General features: G+C 67.5%; 16 protein-coding genes. 11 read left to right on the top strand and 5 right to left on the bottom strand.

Features of this window, described 5'->3' with window-relative positions; all coding sequences use genetic code 11:
* Positions 1-112: 112 nt before the first annotated feature.
* Positions 113-589 carry a YbaK/EbsC family protein gene (locus AB6V29_RS06880; protein WP_267787555.1) on the bottom strand — a complete coding sequence of 159 codons (477 nt, stop codon included), beginning with the start codon at positions 587-589 and terminating at the stop codon, positions 113-115.
* A gap of 207 nt (positions 590-796) precedes the next feature.
* On the opposite strand from AB6V29_RS06880, the gene AB6V29_RS06875 reads away from it, so the two are divergent.
* Positions 797-1,870 carry a Glu/Leu/Phe/Val dehydrogenase dimerization domain-containing protein gene (locus tag AB6V29_RS06875; RefSeq protein ID WP_369357709.1) on the top strand — a complete coding sequence of 358 codons (1,074 nt, stop codon included), beginning with the start codon at positions 797-799 and terminating at the stop codon, positions 1,868-1,870.
* 67 nt (positions 1,871-1,937) lie between these two features.
* Here AB6V29_RS06875 and AB6V29_RS06870 read toward each other — a convergent pair whose 3' ends face one another.
* Together AB6V29_RS06870 and AB6V29_RS06865 are read right to left on the bottom strand one after the other, a co-directional pair.
* Entirely contained in the window at positions 1,938-2,276 is a 339-nt protein-coding gene (locus AB6V29_RS06870; RefSeq protein WP_210073916.1) for an Lsr2 family protein, read from the bottom strand.
* A 210-nt stretch (positions 2,277-2,486) separates the two neighbouring features.
* The gene (locus tag AB6V29_RS06865) at positions 2,487-2,834 is read right to left on the bottom strand and encodes an Lsr2 family protein (RefSeq protein ID WP_144785634.1); all 348 of its coding nucleotides are present in this window, start codon (positions 2,832-2,834) and stop codon (positions 2,487-2,489) included.
* Between the two features lie 169 nt (positions 2,835-3,003).
* Between AB6V29_RS06865 and AB6V29_RS06860 the strand changes: the two genes are divergently transcribed.
* The 7 genes from AB6V29_RS06860 to AB6V29_RS06830 all read left to right on the top strand — a co-directional run bounded on the left by AB6V29_RS06860 (position 3,004) and on the right by AB6V29_RS06830 (position 11,077).
* Positions 3,004-4,503 carry an amino acid permease gene (locus AB6V29_RS06860; RefSeq protein ID WP_369357707.1) on the top strand — a complete coding sequence of 500 codons (1,500 nt, stop codon included), beginning with the start codon at positions 3,004-3,006 and terminating at the stop codon, positions 4,501-4,503.
* 137 nt (positions 4,504-4,640) lie between these two features.
* Entirely contained in the window at positions 4,641-5,396 is a 756-nt protein-coding gene (locus AB6V29_RS06855) for an SDR family oxidoreductase (protein WP_369357705.1), read from the top strand.
* Between the two features lie 83 nt (positions 5,397-5,479).
* On the top strand, positions 5,480-6,529 hold the full coding sequence (locus tag AB6V29_RS06850) for a hypothetical protein (RefSeq protein WP_115920970.1): 1,050 nt from the start codon (positions 5,480-5,482) through the stop codon (positions 6,527-6,529).
* Positions 6,526-7,326: an ABC transporter ATP-binding protein gene (locus AB6V29_RS06845; protein WP_210073908.1), complete on the top strand. Its 801-nt coding sequence runs from the start codon at positions 6,526-6,528 to the stop codon at positions 7,324-7,326. Before AB6V29_RS06850 ends, AB6V29_RS06845 begins: the two co-directional genes overlap by 4 nt.
* Complete coding sequence (locus tag AB6V29_RS06840; RefSeq protein ID WP_210073906.1) at positions 7,326-8,618, top strand: ABC transporter permease; 1,293 nt, start codon at positions 7,326-7,328, stop codon at positions 8,616-8,618. The genes AB6V29_RS06845 and AB6V29_RS06840 overlap by 1 nt, the downstream gene beginning before the upstream one ends.
* Before the next feature lie 147 nt (positions 8,619-8,765).
* Positions 8,766-9,509, top strand: coding sequence for an ABC transporter ATP-binding protein (locus AB6V29_RS06835; protein WP_103206462.1), 744 nt, complete (start codon positions 8,766-8,768; stop codon positions 9,507-9,509).
* Entirely contained in the window at positions 9,491-11,077 is a 1,587-nt protein-coding gene (locus AB6V29_RS06830; RefSeq protein ID WP_369357703.1) for a hypothetical protein, read from the top strand. Before AB6V29_RS06835 ends, AB6V29_RS06830 begins: the two co-directional genes overlap by 19 nt.
* Positions 11,078-11,110: 33 nt before the next feature.
* Here AB6V29_RS06830 and AB6V29_RS06825 read toward each other — a convergent pair whose 3' ends face one another.
* Positions 11,111-11,695 (bottom strand): LysM peptidoglycan-binding domain-containing protein, encoded by a 585-nt coding sequence (locus AB6V29_RS06825; RefSeq protein ID WP_369357701.1) that lies wholly within the window; start codon positions 11,693-11,695, stop codon positions 11,111-11,113.
* Positions 11,696-11,837: 142 nt separating this feature from the next.
* On the opposite strand from AB6V29_RS06825, the gene AB6V29_RS06820 reads away from it, so the two are divergent.
* The 3 genes from AB6V29_RS06820 to AB6V29_RS06810 all read left to right on the top strand — a co-directional run bounded on the left by AB6V29_RS06820 (position 11,838) and on the right by AB6V29_RS06810 (position 13,312).
* Positions 11,838-12,278, top strand: a complete 441-nt coding sequence (locus AB6V29_RS06820) for a VOC family protein (RefSeq protein ID WP_369357700.1) — start codon at positions 11,838-11,840, stop codon at positions 12,276-12,278.
* On the top strand, positions 12,275-12,664 hold the full coding sequence (locus AB6V29_RS06815; protein WP_369357698.1) for a VOC family protein: 390 nt from the start codon (positions 12,275-12,277) through the stop codon (positions 12,662-12,664). The genes AB6V29_RS06820 and AB6V29_RS06815 overlap by 4 nt, the downstream gene beginning before the upstream one ends.
* A gap of 351 nt (positions 12,665-13,015) precedes the next feature.
* Entirely contained in the window at positions 13,016-13,312 is a 297-nt protein-coding gene (locus AB6V29_RS06810) for a hypothetical protein (protein ID WP_369357696.1), read from the top strand.
* Between the two features lie 109 nt (positions 13,313-13,421).
* Here AB6V29_RS06810 and AB6V29_RS06805 read toward each other — a convergent pair whose 3' ends face one another.
* On the bottom strand, positions 13,422-15,497 hold the full coding sequence (locus AB6V29_RS06805) for a P-loop NTPase fold protein (protein WP_369357694.1): 2,076 nt from the start codon (positions 15,495-15,497) through the stop codon (positions 13,422-13,424).
* Positions 15,498-15,968: the final 471 nt, after the last annotated feature.

The raw sequence follows: 15,968 nt of genomic DNA, 5'->3' as shown, positions 1-15,968 counted from the left end.
TTGGGTACACACCGCGGCCACCCCCGCCCGGCCCTCCCACGCGCCGGGGCACCAGAAATGGCCCCGGGGCATCCCCCATGGCCCCGGGGCCACAGCCGACCGCCGCGCGACCTCACGCCACCCGCGTGACCGTACCGCCGGTCAGCCGCACGAGCTCGGCGAACGTCAACGGGAACACGGTGTGCGGGGTGCCGCCCGCGGCCCAGATCTCGGGAAAAGCGGCGAGGTCCTCGTCGACGATCGTGGTCAGTGGATGCGGGTGCCCGGTCGGCGCGACTCCCCCGATGGGCTGCCCGGTGGCGGCCAGCACCTGTGCGGGACTGGCACGACGGATGCCGCCGCGCCCGAGCCGCTGGGCCAGAGCCCCCGTGTCGACGCGGTGCGCACCGCTGGTCATGACGAGCAGGGGTTCGTCGTCACTCCAGAACACAAGGCTGTTCGCGATGGCCCCGACGTCCACCCCCAGGGCGGCGGCCGCGAGGGCCGCGGTGGATGCGGCATCGGGGAGTACGACGATCTGACCGTCGATTTCCGCGGCCTGCAGGGACGCGGCGACAAGACGACTGCGGGTGGGGAGGGCGTCGGACATGCCGCCCAGCCTAGGTCCGTCTGCGTGTCCCCCTCCCCCGCCCGCCGTCACACGATCCGCTCGAGGTCGTATGGTGTGGCGCCGTCCGGGCTCCCCGTCGCTGCACTCGCATCCGACCGCCTCACCCGTCAGAATGGATGCCGGATGCCGCAACGCCGCGGCCCCCGACAAGCGCTGCCCACAAGGCGGCCGACGACAAGGAACGCGATGACCAACGCTCTGCCCCTGCCCGATTTCACGCACGAACGCGTGGAGGTGATCACGGGGCGACGCAGCGGTCTGCTCGTCGCCGTGGCGCTCCACTCCTCGGTCCTCGGCCCCGCTCTCGGCGGTGCACGACTGTGGACGTACCCCTCGTGGACCGACGCGCTCGGCGACGCTCTCCGCCTCTCGGCGGCGATGACGCTCAAGAACGCCGCCGCCGGCCTCGACGCGGGAGGCGGCAAGTCCGTGATCGGTCTTCCCGAGGGCACGGTGCTCGACCCCGACCGGCGGCGAGCCGCCTTCCTCGACCTCGGTGACGCCGTCGACAGTCTCGGTGGCCTGTACCGCACCGCCGAAGACGTGGGCTCGACGACCGAGGACATGCTCGTCGTGAGCGAGCGCACCCCGCACGTCGTCGGCCTGCCCGACACCGTGGGCGGCTCGGGCGAGCCCGCGGGCCCGACGAGCCTCGGCGTCTACGCCTCTCTCATCGCGACCCTCGAACGCGCCGTCGGCACGCGTGACGTCGCCGATCGCCGCATCACGATCGCCGGCCTCGGGCAGGTCGGCGGACGCCTCGCCGAGCGCCTCGCCGCCGAGAACGCCGTCCTCACCGTCACCGACGTGAACCCCGCCAAGCGCGCCCTCGCCGCCGAGCTGGGCGCGTCATGGGTCGAGCCGAGCGAGGCGCACCTCATCCCCGCCGACGTCTTCGTCCCCGCGGGCATCGGCGGCGTCCTTACCGACGAGGTGATCGACGCCCTCGACGCCCGCGCCGTGTGCGGCCCCGCGAACAACCCGCTGGCCGACCGCTCCGGTGCCGACCGGCTCGCGGCCCGCGGCATCCTCTACGCCCCCGACTTCGTGGTCAACGCCGGAGGGGTCATCTATCTCGACCTGGTGGCCAAGCAGCGCGGCACTCTCGACGAGATCATGGGTCGCGTCGCCGGGATCGGCGACACCGTCCGTCGCGTGTTCGACGAAGCCGCGAGCCGGGGCGTGACCCCGCTCGCCGCTGCGGAGGGGCTCGCCGCCGAGCGACTCGCCGCGGGCGCAGGTCGCACCGCGCTCGTCTAGATCGCGGCGGGAAAGAAGAAGAACCGGATGCCGCTCGCGCGGCATCCGGTTCTTTTGTTCGAGAACGTCAGTGAGCGGCGTCGTAGGCCGCGAGAACGGTAGCGGAGATGCGTCCCCGATCATTGATGGGGAAACCATTCTTCTGCGCCCACGATCGCACGTCGATCAAATCGCGGGTGGGAATGGCGCGTCCCCGGGGAGTGCGTCGAGGGGTGGCCGGAGACGACCCGATCGGTCGTGCGGCGGAAATGAACGGCCGAAACGCGTCGCGCAGTATCTCGGCATTCTGGGGAGACAGATCGATCTCGTAGGAACGCCCTTCCAGAGAGAAGGTCAGAGTGGTTCCGTCTTCGATGACCGATCCGTCGAGATCATCGATCGTCTGCGTGATGTGCTTTTTCGCCATGCCGCGACCATATGCCGCCGACGAGGCGCATTCCGGGCCGCGCTTTCAAATTTCACCCGTCAGCTCGCCTGCTTTCACCGGCCCCGACCGCCGACCGGCCGTTCCGCGATTCCCTGCGGGTTCGGCGGCTTTGGTCGAGACGGTCTGGCGAACGTAGGAATCCTCTCGGCCGGTGCTCTCACATCCGGCCGAGAGGATCGGGACCGAAGATCAGGAATTCGCCTCGGCGTACGCGTCGAGAATGGTGGCGGGAACGCGGCCGCGGTCGCTGACCGTGTGGCCATTCGCGCGCGCCCATTCCCGGACGGCTCCGAGGTCGACGTCATTCGAACGGCGAGCGGCCCGGGGCCGACGCGCGGCCGAATTGCCACGGGACACCGAGCGAGCGGCATCCACGAACGGAGCGATCGCCGAGTAGAACTTGTCGGCATTGCGGTCGGAGAGGTCGATCTCGTAGGCGCGACCTTCGACGGAGAAGGTGATCTGCTTTCCCTGCCCGTCTTCGAGAACGGAGCCGTCGAGGTCGTCGACGAGGTGCGTGATGTGCTTCATAGCCATAATACGAAAAACCTTACACCCGCATTCAATGAATTTCCCGCATAAGTCCTCTCCGGTAATAGCACCGGGTGTCCAGCGCGCCGCGAGATAGGCACGACCGCCGTCGGGGGACTATCCTCCACGGGTGGTGTTCGCTCCCAGGACCCACTCGAGACAGAGGATGCGTCGCGTGAGTCTTTTCCGTACCAAGTCGGTGGAGCAATCCATCGCCGACACCGATGAGCCCGAGTTCCGCCTCAAGAAATCCCTCAGCGCCGTCGACCTGACCGTCTTCGGCGTCGGCGTCGTGATCGGTGCGGGCATCTTCACGCTGACCGGTCGAGCCGCCCATGACGTCGCCGGTCCCGCCGTGGTGATCAGCTTCATCATCGCGGCGATCGCCTGTGGTCTGGCGGCCATGTGTTATGCCGAGTTCGCCTCGACCGTCCCCGTTTCGGGATCGGCGTACACCTTTTCGTATGCCTCTCTCGGTGAGCTGTTCGCCTGGATCATCGGGTGGGACCTCATTCTCGAGATGTTCCTCGGCGCGAGCGTCGTCGCCCAGGGGTGGAGTGCTTACCTCGGCACCTTCCTCCAGCAGCTGGGAATCATCCTTCCGGCGGAGATCTCGTACGGCGGTGTCGTCGACCTTCCGGCGATCCTGCTCGTCCTGGTGCTCGGTGGGCTGATGACCCTCGGCATCAAGGAATCCCTGCGGGTGAACCTCGTTCTCGTGGCCGTCAAGCTCTTCATCGTGCTCTTCGTGATCATCGCGGGCATCATGTTCATCAACCCGGCCAACTACAGCCCCTTCGTGCCGGACTCCGTGCCGACCGAGTCGGCGTCGGGTCTCACCCAGCCGCTCCTGCAGTTCCTGTCGGGCCTGCAGCCCGCCACCTTCGGTGTCGGCGGCATCCTGGCCGGTGCAGCCCTGGTGTTCTTCGCCTACATCGGCTTCGACGTCGTGGCGACCACGGCAGAAGAGACCAAGCGCCCCCAGCGCGACCTGCCGATCGGCATCATTGCCTCGCTCATCATCTGCACGATCCTGTACTGCGCCGTGGCGATCGTCGTCACGGGCATGGTGCCCTACTCCGAACTGAACCCCTCGGCAGCCCTCGCCAACGCTTTCGCGTTCCACGGTCAGACGTGGATGGCCACCGTCATCGCCGCGGGCGCCGTCGCCGGTCTCACCACCGTGGTGCTGACGCTGATGATCGGTGCGACCCGCATCATCTTCGCCATGTCGCGGGACCGCCTGCTCCCCGGGGCGCTCGCGAAGGTGCACCCGCGCTTCCGCACTCCGTGGGTCATCTCGATCCTCGTCACCGTGATCGTCGCGATCGTGGCCGGCGTCACGCCCATCGGCGTGCTGGAAGAGATGGTCAACATCGGAACGCTCTCCGCGTTCGTCCTGGTTTCGATCGGCGTGATCGTGCTCCGCCGGAAGCGCCCCGACCTCAAGCGCGGTTTCCGCGTGCCGTGGAGCCCGGTGCTGCCGATCCTCTCGGCACTCATCTGCACCTACCTCATGCTCAACCTGTCGGTCGAGACGTGGCTGCGCTTCCTCATCTGGCTGGCCCTGGGCTTCGCGATCTACTTCGCCTACTCGCGGAGCCACGCGCGCGTCGGCACGGGCGCCCCGCTCGAGGGGACGAAGCCGAACGTGGTCTCGCCGCCGAAGGAGTAAGAGAGCAGGCACCGGATGCCACGTCCCCGTCGTTCTCAGAACGCTCGGGGTCGTGGCATCCGTCGTTATCCAGGTACTCGCGATCCCCCGATGGCCACGCCCTGGTCATCGCGCACGCGGCGTCCGAGACTGGGCTCATGGACATCACCGGCAACACCGTCTTCCTCCCCGGCGCCACGAGCGGGATCGGCCTGGCCCTGGCCGAACGACTCCGCGACGCCGGCAACACCGTCATCGTCGGCGGCCGACGCCGGGAGCGTCTCGACGAGGTCGCAGCCGCGGGCGGGTTCGACACCGTGCTCATAGACACCGCCGACGCCGAGTCCATCCGCGCGGCGAGCGCCGAGGTCGTTCGTCGTCACCCCGACCTGAACGTGGTCATCGCCATGGCGGGGATCATGCGCGTCGAGGACTGGACCGCGGGCGCCGGGGTCCTGGCATCCGCCGAAGAGACCGTCGTCACCAACGTGCTCGGTCCCCTGCGGCTGATCGCGCACCTGCTCCCCCACCTGCAGAGCCGACCGGATGCCACGATCATGACCGTCTCGTCGGGTCTGGCGTTCGTGCCGCTGCGTGCGACCCCCACCTACAACGCGACGAAGGCCGCGATCCACCTCTTCAGCGAGTCGCTCCGACTGCAGCTCGAGGGGACGAGCGTCTCGGTGCTCGAACTGGAACCGCCGTCGGTCGCCACCGACCTGCTGCCCGGGCAGCGCGAGAGCTCGTTCGCCATGAATTTGGATGAATTCGCGGATGAGGTCATGTCGATCCTGCGCGATCAGCCCGACGCGACCGAGGTGCAGGTGGAGCGTCTCGCGTTCCTGCGCCGGGCCGAAGCCGAGGGGCGCTACGCCGAGACGGTGCGACAGCTCAACGCCGCAGACCCGCACTGAACTGCGCCCGGACGATATCTCGGCGATACACCCCACCCCCTAGGGTGAGGACGTTCGACGACGATTCTGTTCCGGGGGGTTTCATGGGGATCGCACGCACGTGGGTCTTTCCGATTCTGCGCATTCTTCTGGTCGCCCTCGTGGCGGCGGCGCTGATCAAGCTGGCGTTCTTCCCGGATCGGCCGGCCGATGCGGCGCCGGCGCAACCCACCGGCGCGATCGTGGAGCCGCGCACGGTCGCCACCCTCGGCACCATCACGAACGACGTGGTCATCAAGGCGACGGTGACCGCCGATGCGGCCCTGCCGATGAAGTCGACGGCGGCCGGAACCGTGAACAAGATCTTCGTCGCCGAGGGTGCGAGCGTCGCCGAGGGCGACATCGTCTTCAACGTCAAGGTGCCGATCGAGCGCGATCCCGCCGACAGCGTGGATGCCGAGGGCAAGCCGAAGCCGGCGATCTTCCGCTACGTTGACGTCACGGCGCCCGCGGCGGGAACACTGAGCTCGCTCGCGGTGATCGCGGGGCAGGACGTCACGATCGGAGCCACCGCCGGCGCCGTGGCACCGCCGACGTTCTCGGTGAGCGGCACTCTCGAGCCGGCGCAGCAGTACCGTCTGCTGAACCGGCCGACCGAGGCCTCGGTCACCATCACGGGCGGCCCCGCCGCCTTCACCTGCACCAACCTCCGCATCACGACGCCCCTGGCCGGCAGCACCGGCGGAGACTCCCCCGCGACCGGCGGCGGCGCGGGCACGAGCGGCGCCGGGACCACCGCATCCGGTACGACGGCGACCTGCACGGTTCCGGGCGACGTCACCGTCTTCTCGGGCCTCGCGGCCGAGATGACCCTCGCCGGCGGTCGCGCCGAGGGCGTCCTCCTCGTCCCGACCACCGCCGTCCGCGGTGCGGCGCAGAGCGGCACCGTGTGGGTGTCGAGCCCCGACGGCACCACCGCCGAGCGCGCGGTCGCCCTCGGTCTCACCGACGGCACGCAGGTGCAGATCACCGACGGCCTGGCCGAGGGCGAAGAGATCCTCGAGTTCGCGCCCGGGGCGATGGCGACGGTCGACGAGGGGTGCACCGTGTACCCCGACGGCTCCATGTTCTGCGATCCGGCCGCGGCCTCGTGAGCCTGCTCGCTCTTCGCGAGGTCACCCGGACGGTGCTCCCGCAGGACCAGCCCGCCCTGACGATTCTGAACGGTGTGGAGCTCGTGATCGAGCCCGGCGACCACGTCTCCATCGTCGGGCGCTCGGGGTCGGGGAAGTCGACCCTGCTGAACATGCTCGGCCTGCTCGATAAGCCCACGAGCGGGGAGATCACCTTCGACGACCGCCCCGTGAAGGAGTACTCCGCGGCCCAGCGCGACCGGCTGCGCGGCGCGGCGATCGGCTTCGTCTTCCAGCAGTTCAACCTGCTGCCCGGGCGCACGGCGCTCGAGAACGTCACCATGCCCCTGCTGTACGCCACGGGACGCACCTTCTGGCGACGCAGGAGTATCGCCGCCGAGATGCTCGCCCTCGTGGGTCTCGAGCATCGGATGAACAGCCTGCCCGACCGCCTGTCGGGCGGTGAGCAGCAGCGCGTGGCGATCGCCCGCTCCCTCGTCCGCGGCCCTCGGCTCATCCTCGCCGACGAACCGACCGGCGCTCTCGACCTCGACACGGGCCAGAGCGTCATGGAACTCATCGACGACGTCGCCGAGCGCACCGGGGCCGCCCAGGTGATCATCACGCACGACCCCACGATCGCCCGCCGCGCCCGCCGTCATTTCCGCCTCGATCGCGGGGTCCTCACGGCCGTGGACGACCCGACGCTCGAGCCGATCACGCGTCGCGACCGCCGCGAGGCGGCGCCGCCGGAGCAGGAGCCCACCGGCGTCCTGGCTGAGCTGGGGATCGACGACGCCGAACGGAGCGACGCCTGATGCGCGCCCTGACCGCTCTCGTCGGCTCCCTGCTCGAGGCCTGGCAAGAGGTCCGGGTTCACCGCACCCGGGTCCTCCTCTCGCTCGTGGGGGTCGCCGTCGCCGTGTGCTCCCTCACCACGGTGGTCGCGCTCGGCGCCATCGTGCAGCAGGCCAATCAGGAACTCAGCGAGCGTTCGTCCGGCCGACCCGCGACTCTGCTCGTCTCGGCCCACCGCACCGACGGCGGGACCCTCGATGCGAAGACGGTGGATGCCGCCTGGGCCGATGTCCTCGACAGGTACCAGGTGTCTTTCGCCACCCGCGTGCAGAACGTGTCGCAGCTGGTGCCGTTCCCCGACGGGGCCGTGCAGGTCATGACGCAGGCGGTCGACCAGCCCTACGGCGAGATGCACCGGGTGCAGATGGCCGAGGGCGGGTGGTTCACCCCTCTCGATGCCCAGCAGCTCGCCCCGCGCCTCATCGTCAACAGCGTGTTCTGGGACCGGATGGGGAATCCGCCCCTCTCGAGCAACCCGGTGGTGGCGCTCGGCGGACAGGGCGTGCCGAACGCGGCGTCGGGGATCCCCGCGGGAGGCACGACAGCCGTCGTCGTGGGCGTGGTTCCCGCGTCGACGTGGGAGACCCAGCCGACGATGTTCATGCTCGCGGATCACCTCACCGCGTTGCAGGACGCCGCCACCGGCGAGCGCGGCGCGGGAGCCGCGGCCACCGATCCGTATGGGCAGGGGGCGCCTCAGACGCAGTACGAGATGTGGGTGCCGCCCGAGATCTCCGACGCGCTGACGGCGGTCGTCAAACGCGACCTCGCGGCGGCCCTGGGCGACAACGTGTCCGTCGATGTCGCGCGCAACGACTGGGCGACGTACGGGAACGATCCGTTCCTCGTGACGAAGCTGGTCGTCACCGGCATCGCCGTGCTGGTGCTGCTGCTCGGCGCCCTGGGGTTGGTCAACATCGCTCTGGTCACCGTGAAGCAGCGCGTGCGCGAGATCGGCATCCGTCGCAGTTTCGGCGCCACGGCGGGCCGGGTGTTCTTCGCCGTGATGATGGAGAGCGTGGTGGCGACGGTCGTGGCCGGAGCGGTCGGGGTGATCGTCTCGATCCTCGTCGTGCAGTCCCCCGCGATGCGCGAGGTCATCGGGCAGGGCATGGTGAGCGACTTTCCCCCGTTCCCCGTCGACGCGGCGATCACCGGCCTCGTGGCGGCGACCGCGGTCGGAGCGATAGCGGGGCTTCTTCCCGCCCTCGTCGCCGTGCGGGTGAAGGTCATCGACGCCATCCGGTACTGAGAACGAAGAGTTCCGCGGCGGGGCTGGGAATGCCCCGCCGCCCGCCGATAGGTTCGGGACGTGACCGACATTCCCCGTGACGCCCCCACGCCGTCCGCTCTGCCCGAGGCGGTCGCCCCGCCCACCCCGAGCGACTCGCTTCCGGCGATGCAGCTGGCGGGCCTGGCGAAGCACTTCGGTCAGAAGGTCGCTGTCGCCGGTCTCGACCTCACCGTCCCCACCGGGTCGTTCTACGGCCTGGTCGGTCCCAACGGCGCGGGCAAGACCACCACGCTGTCGATGGCGACCGGACTTCTGAGGCCGGATGCCGGCACGGTCGGCATCCACGGAGTCGATGTCTGGACCCACCCGGTCGAGGCGAAGAAGCTCATCGGCAACCTCGCCGACGGCGTGCGTCTGTTCGACCGGCTCACCGGCGAACAGCTCGTCACCTACACCGGCATGATGTTCGGCCTCACGCGTGACGAGGTCGGCGCCCGCACGGCCGACCTGCTGCAGATCATGGACCTCACCGAGGCCGCAGGCACCCCCGTCGTCGACTACTCCGCGGGCATGACCAAGAAGGTCGCCCTCGCCTGCGCTCTCGTGCACGCTCCACGTCTGCTCGTCCTCGACGAGCCCTTCGAGTCCGTCGACCCGGTGTCGGCTGCCAACATCGAAGACATCCTGCGCGGCTACACCGCCTCGGGCGGAACGGTCATCGTCTCGAGCCACTCGATGGACCTCGTGCAGCGCATGTGCGACCACGTCGCCATCATCGCGCAGGGCCGATTGCTGGCATCCGGGACCGTCGACGAGGTCCGAGGTGGACAGACCCTGCAGGACCGCTTCGTCGAGCTGGTCGGCGGACGCCACCACGCGGAGGGGCCGCAGTGGTTGCGACAGTCCTGAAAATCCGGTTCCGCGTCCTGGGCAACACCCTGATGCGGAGCCCGATGCAGATGGTCGGCTTCATCTTCGGAGTGATCGGCGCGCTGTGGATGCTGCTGCTCGTCGGCGTCGGGCTCTTCTTCGTCGGCACGCTCGACCTCGACATCGCGCGGTCCGTGATCACTGCCGCGGGGGCGCTGCTCACCCTCGGGTGGGTCGTGGGCCCGATCTTCGCCGCGGGGCTCGACACGACGCTCGACCCCGCCAAGCTCGCGCCCTTCCCGATGACGACGCGGCAGATGATGGTCGCGATCACCGCGGGAGGGCTCACGGGGGTGCCGGGCATCACGACCGCGGTCGGTTCGCTCGCCGTGTTCCTCGTGTGGGCGCGGTACCCGGTCGCGGCCGTCGCCGCGCTCGTGTGCGTTCCGCTTGGCGTCGTGATCTGCGTCGTCGCCTCGCGCGCGGTGGCCGCCCTCGCCGCCGGCATCGGCGGAGGCCGCCGCACCCGCGAGATCATCGGACTCGTCGGCTTCGTCCTCGTCATCTTCGCGAGCCCGATCTTCATCGGCATCACCGGCGCTCTGGTCTCGGCGAGCGAGCAGGGGGTTCAGCTGCAGGCCCTCGTCACGGGTCTGTCGTGGACGCCGATCGCCGCCGCGTGGGCCGTGCCCGGAGACCTCGCCGCGGGCGCCTGGATCACGGGGGTGCTGAAGCTCGTGATCGCCGTCGTCACCCTCGCGGTGCTGTGGTGGCTCTGGCAGCGGAGCCTGTCGGCATCCGTCGTCGGTCCTCCCGCCCGCGCGACCACGCGTCGCCGTTCCGGGGCGCTCGGGTGGTTCGGCGTCATGCCGTCGAACCCGGTCGGCGCGACCTGGGCGCGATCGCTCACCTCGTGGACGCGCGACTTCCGCTATCTGCGGCAGCTGCTGCTGATCCCCTTCGCTCCCGTCCTCGTGCTGGTCTACTCGCGCGGTGACCTCGACGGGCCGTTCTTCGCAGCCTCGGGCCTGCTGGTGGGCTTCTTCGCCGGCATCCTGGCGTACACCGACGTGTCGTACGACGGCACCGCCTTCGCCACGGTGCTGCAGACCGGCATCCGGGGGCGTGCCGATCGCCTCGGCCGCATGCTGGGCTCCGCGACCGTGAGCGTGCCGCTCGTGCTGCTCGCCGACGTGGTGACACTGGCGATCGCCGACAAATGGCAGCTCCTTCCCGCCGTCGTCGGCGGCTCGATGGGACTCACGCTCGTGGGGCTCGGCGTGAGCGCCGTCAGTTCGGCCCTGCTCGTCGTACCCACACCCGCCCCGGGCGACTCGCCCTTCAAGCGGGTGCCCGGTTCGACGTTCACGATGTTCCTGGCGTTCTTCCTCTGCTGGGCCCTCGTCGCCGTGCTGGCACTGCCCGCTGTCGTCCCTGCCGTGATGGCGATCTTCTTTGGGGTGACGGACGCCGGCTGGGTCTCCCTCGCGATCGGACTCGTCTGGGGCGTCATCGTCTTCGCGGGCGGCGTACTCATGGGCGGCGCGCGCTTCGACGCGAGCGCGCCGAGGCTGCTCGCGCAGTTGCGGACGTTCAAGGGCGCCTGAGACCGGATGCCGCGTGCCGGTCCCGGCGTCGGCTCAGTCGTCGTAAGGGTAGCCGAAGACGAACCCCGGGACCGCCGCAGGATCGAGCACCAACACCTGGCCGGGTTGGATGGCGGTGCTGCCCGGGATGCCGTTGAGTGTGGTGAGGGACATACCGTTCCAGATGCAGAACCGGTCGCCGATCGCGGCGGGGGTGTCACCGGGGGCCACGGTGTAGGTAGCGATGCGTCCATCTTCCGTTGACGTGGGGGTTCCCGCCGCGAACTCACGGACGCCCGTGTCGACGAGCTTTCCCGACAGACTCGCGGTGGGGGCCTGTCCATCCTGACTGCCCATGTGGATGTAAGCGGATTCCGCGCAGTCGCCGAACCCTCCCCCGGGGATGTACGTACCGTTGCCGACGTCGACGTACCCCTCCGGGGGTCCGTAGGGATCGACGGGGGCGGATGTCGTGGGCGTCGTCGCGTCGCTCGGAGTAACTTCCAGCGACGACGTGAGGCCCGCGGCCACCGTGGCGACCGTCCCCAGCGGCGCAAAGGCCGGCACCGTCAACGCCGCCAATCCCACGACCACCGCGCCGCACACGAGGCCGGCGATGACCTTGGCGGACAGCTTCATGGTCTCGAGCATGGCAGGCGGCGGCGTCGGGCGCCATCGTGTCGGGGCGTGGTTCGTTCGGTGCTCACAGCGGGCGTGCCATCGCGGTCCCCACGCACGGGTCTAAGGTGAGGGCCACCGCCCGCCGCCGGAAGGATGCCTCATGGCCACCTCGCTCGTCGTCTACATCTCGTTCGCCGGAGCCGCCCGAGAGGCGATGACCTTCTACGAATCGGTCTTCGGCGGCGAGCTCAAGATCAGCACGTTCGGCGACTTCGGAATGGCCGACGCCCCCGCCGACGGTGTGATGCACTCCGAATTGCGTGCCGACGGCTTCACCGTGATGGGAGCCGACGCCTTCGGCGAGCCCGCCGGCGGCTGGGGCGCGAACCGCGTGCACGCCGCGTTCATGAGCGACCAACTCGATCGCGTGCGCGGCTTCTACGACCGCTTCGTCGAGCGGGGCTCCGAGGTCGTGCAGCCGCTCGAGAAGCAGCTGTGGGGCGACCTCTACGGCGAGGTGACCGATCCGTGGGGCGTGGCTTGGATGTTCAACATCGCTGCCCCGGGCGGCTGGGCCGAGAGCGGGAGCGTGAGCTCGTGAGCATGCGCCTCGAGCTAGTCCCCCTGCCCGCGTCCGACGTTGACCGAGCCATCTCGTTCTACCGCGACGTCGTAGGCTTCGTCCTCGACCACGACGTCTCCCCCGGAAACGGCATGCGTGTCGTCCAGCTCACCCCGCCCGGCTCCGCCTGTTCGATCTCCTTCGGCGTCGGAATGGGGGCTGGGACGCCGGTGTCGAACCTGCACCTGGTCGTCGACGACCTGGACGCCGTTCGCGCCGACCTCGCCGCGAAGGGCCTCGAGGTGTCACCGGTGCAGGACATGGGCGGCGGGGTGCGCTATGCATTCTTCGCAGATCCCGACGGCAACTCCTGGGCCCTGCAGGAGATCCGCCCGGGAGCGCGGCTTCCCGATCCCGTGTCGTAGGCATCGGACGCGCCTTCAGGGGCGAGTTCGAGGGAGGTCCGGATGCCGCGCCGCCCACCGTTCACCCGCGCGTCGGCCTTTCATCCTTGAATTGTTGGCGACTCCTTGGAGCGGCGACTTCGACGCTCTCCGGGCGCGCCCCGTGGGCGCTCGATTCCTGAACAATTCCGTTCGAAAACGAAGAAGGCCCCCGCTGGGCGGAGGCCTTCTCGTGGTGTTCTGGTGGCCCCAAGTGAAGCGCTTGCAAGTAATTCACGGCCCCTGTTGGCGCTCCGGGACGCACTTCGCCAGGGTGTGATTGCGGAAACACTCACACGTCCACCAAGGTCTATGCCCTCCGGAACGAGGCGGATGAAGCAGGTCACGCCCCTCGTCCGCGAGCAGCTCGCGGCGGACTACCGTGCTGGGCTTGGCATCTACGAACTCGCCCGTAAGCACGGTCTTCACCGCTACACCGTGTCGCAGCATCTTGCTGCTGCGGGCGTTGTGATGAGACGAACAATCACAGACAGCGAGAAAGCGAAAGCTCGAGAGCTCTTCGAAAGTGGTACCAACTACGCGGAGATTAGTCGGCAGCTGAAGCGTGATCCAGCCACAGTCAAGAAGATGATCCAGAGCCAGGATCTCGATCCTTCCCCTCAAGGATGAGTCGGGCCAGCTCGAAGAACGCACCGGCCAGCTTTTCGTAGTCCGGCTCAGGATTCACGATCAAAGCAGCGCGGATGACGGAGGTGCGCGTTACCGGAGCTTCGCGGCATTACCGTTCAGGTCGCCAACCCTCAAGATACTTGTCGGCCAGTCGGAGAATGTCGTCATCGCCGATCTTCTCCCGGACTTCCGCCACGGCCTGCTTGACCTCGTCCTCTGAGCCGAATAACCCCACTACAAGCTCCCACGCGAGGCGGTCCTCAGTCCGGACTTTCCTTGAACCCATCGACTGAGATCGAGCCGTCGACTTCGCTGATCGGAGAACCGACCTGACCAAGACTGGGTCCGAGGCGGCTGTGAGCGGCGACTCGCCAGTCGCGTCGCGCACCGCGTCGTAGATGCGCCACGCGTCCCATTCGCGTTCGGGCTCGGCTGGCGGCGACGCCTGAAGTCGACTCACAAACTCGTCTTGCAGTTGCTGATCGAAGGTCTCGCTCACGAGCTTGTGGCCGGAGCCTTCACGGTGGCCCATGCTGTGAATGAAGTCGAGCTGCGACGAATACGTCTCGATGCCCGCCATGATCTCGGCAACCAGCGCTTCCCGATCGGCTTCGTCCTGAACGTTGCGAAGAAGGCGAAGAACTACTCGTCCTACCGTGAGATCCGGACGATTGAGCTCGAACATCCCAGCATGCTTCTTCTCAGGGATCTTGTCGATGAGGTTCAACAGGGTCGTTGCCGCCGGGACGATCATCTCCGTTGTGAACTTCGCCTCGTATGACGTGAGGCCTTCGAGGACTGTGTCCAGCTGGTCTGGGTCCAGTTCCGACAAGAGCGCTTTGAGCGCTTCTGCGTCGTCGAGCACGGCAAAGGCGCCTTCGGTGCTCCTGAACGCGACAAGGGTGTCGGGTGCGACTCGGTCGAAGTAGAGGTTGAGGTAGTCGGCGTGCGCCATCCGGTGCGCGGTGCGCCAGGTGCCAAGCCAGTCTGAGCCGTAGGTGCTGTTCTCCACGTACTGCAGCGCGACCGGGAAGAGCCGGTTGAACAGCGCCCGTATGAGCAGTGCGTCGTCGGGAAAGTCTTTTAGAAGTGCATCTATCGCCTTCTGCGCTTCGTCGTCCTTACCCGATGAGTAGCCGCGCGTCTTCGTGAGCTCAGTCCGGAGCTGCGTCAGCCGCTGCATGAGGTCAGGACGGAACACGCGAGCGGCTTCCATCGCCAAGAGGTCGACGAGGTCGATTTCCGCACCGAGACTCTTGATCGTCGCCTTCGACGAAATTGCGTATCGGGTGACGTCCCGCATGTTTGAGAGCAGCGGGTCAATAATCTCGAAGTAAGCGTCTCCCCAACGATCCTCGTCGAGTTCGACATCGGCGACTGGCGTGAGGACACGGTTGAGCTCGTTGAAGACCTGGGAACGAAGAAGTACCTCTGGAGCCTGCGGAACGTCGAAGCTCAGCTGAACGATCTTCTCGAGATAGGCGCGACCCGGGACGCCATCCTCGGTGAGTGCCTGCTCTACCCTCGCGCGGTCGAACGCGAGCACGTAGACGATGTTCGGGAAGCTGGCCGTCAGGCGAACAAGCTTGAAGATCTCACGTATCTCTGGAGTCGTAAGCCGATCGATGTCGTCGATCACCACAACAATGGGCTCCGCAAGCGCTCTCAACTCCTTGGTTATCTGGTCCCGTACCTTCTTCGCGCTCCGATCGGCATTGGTAGTGTCCGCCAATCCGCCCAATGCTGCTGCAGCAGCCTCTCCGACGATGCTTGCTCCAGGGACCGGAACGAACTGCGAAACCGGCTTGAGTATGCTGGCGTACTTCGCGAGCCAGTCGGCCGCCTGGCCGAATTTGCTCTTGTTTTTCACGTTTAGCTCGGCGCCAATCTCCGTGAAGAAGAAGTTGACGAGCTGGTTCGAGCCGGAGAACATCCACGGATTGAAGTCGACGACCGCCAGCTTCGGTTCCTGCTCGAACTGCTCGCGCATCAGATTGATGAACGAACTCTTGCCATGCCCCCAGGGGCCGAGCACCCCAACGACCAGACCTTCACTGGCATCTAGCTCTCGGATCGACTCAACGAAGTCGTGCGCAACTGGAGATCGCCCGAGGTCATCATCAGCCGACGACTTGATCGGGGCATCAATTGGTGGCTTCTCGCGCGGGTGCTCTGTCTCGCTCATATGACCTATTTATGCGCCTTGTGATCTCATTTTGCAAGCTCTTCAACATCGACATTATTACTTGCGGAACAATACCACCGGTACATACACCTGGGCGAGTTTCTGCACGATCGGACATACCGGCGCATAAGATTACGATCGGATAGAAACAGACCAACCGGGGTCGCGAGCACTACCTGCGCGGTTGAAAATTGCCGATCAGCGCGGACCGGTGGGCCTCTCAGATCGAACAAGGGTAAAGCAGCCGAAGTCCTCCATGGTCCGGTGCGCCACGCCACGTCTGGTCCACGGCGCAGGAATCAGGTCGCACCTGCTGTGCGCGAGTAACTCGTGGCGGACTAACACGCAAGACTCGGCATTTGGGAACTCGGCCGTAAGCACGGACTCCACACCGCCACTTCGGTGCGCAGCACCTGACCCATGCCGGCGCGGTGATGCGAAGCACCATCACAAAGACCGTTCGCGCTCTGC

This window comes from Microbacterium sp. 20-116, from assembly GCF_041079415.1.
Lineage (GTDB): Bacteria > Actinomycetota > Actinomycetes > Actinomycetales > Microbacteriaceae > Microbacterium.
The sequence above is the reverse complement of the archived record's forward strand: the minus strand, read 5'-3'. Positions and strand labels throughout refer to the sequence as shown.

Excerpts from the sequence above, each read along its gene's own strand:
- AB6V29_RS06870 (WP_210073916.1), bottom strand. The coding sequence starts at position 2,276 with ATGGCGAAAAAGCACATCACGCAGACGATCGATGATCTCGACGGATCG.
- AB6V29_RS06840 (WP_210073906.1), top strand. The coding sequence starts at position 7,326 with ATGCGCGCCCTGACCGCTCTCGTCGGCTCCCTGCTCGAGGCCTGGCAA.
- AB6V29_RS06880 (WP_267787555.1), bottom strand. The coding sequence starts at position 589 with ATGTCCGACGCCCTCCCCACCCGCAGTCGTCTTGTCGCCGCGTCCCTG.
- AB6V29_RS06865 (WP_144785634.1), bottom strand. The coding sequence starts at position 2,834 with ATGGCTATGAAGCACATCACGCACCTCGTCGACGACCTCGACGGCTCC.
- AB6V29_RS06835 (WP_103206462.1), top strand. The coding sequence starts at position 8,766 with ATGCAGCTGGCGGGCCTGGCGAAGCACTTCGGTCAGAAGGTCGCTGTC.
- AB6V29_RS06855 (WP_369357705.1), top strand. The coding sequence starts at position 4,641 with ATGGACATCACCGGCAACACCGTCTTCCTCCCCGGCGCCACGAGCGGG.
- AB6V29_RS06810 (WP_369357696.1), top strand. The coding sequence starts at position 13,016 with ATGAAGCAGGTCACGCCCCTCGTCCGCGAGCAGCTCGCGGCGGACTAC.
- AB6V29_RS06875 (WP_369357709.1), top strand. The coding sequence starts at position 797 with ATGACCAACGCTCTGCCCCTGCCCGATTTCACGCACGAACGCGTGGAG.
- AB6V29_RS06820 (WP_369357700.1), top strand. The coding sequence starts at position 11,838 with ATGGCCACCTCGCTCGTCGTCTACATCTCGTTCGCCGGAGCCGCCCGA.
- AB6V29_RS06805 (WP_369357694.1), bottom strand. The coding sequence starts at position 15,497 with ATGAGCGAGACAGAGCACCCGCGCGAGAAGCCACCAATTGATGCCCCG.
- AB6V29_RS06850 (WP_115920970.1), top strand. The coding sequence starts at position 5,480 with ATGGGGATCGCACGCACGTGGGTCTTTCCGATTCTGCGCATTCTTCTG.
- AB6V29_RS06825 (WP_369357701.1), bottom strand. The coding sequence starts at position 11,695 with ATGAAGCTGTCCGCCAAGGTCATCGCCGGCCTCGTGTGCGGCGCGGTG.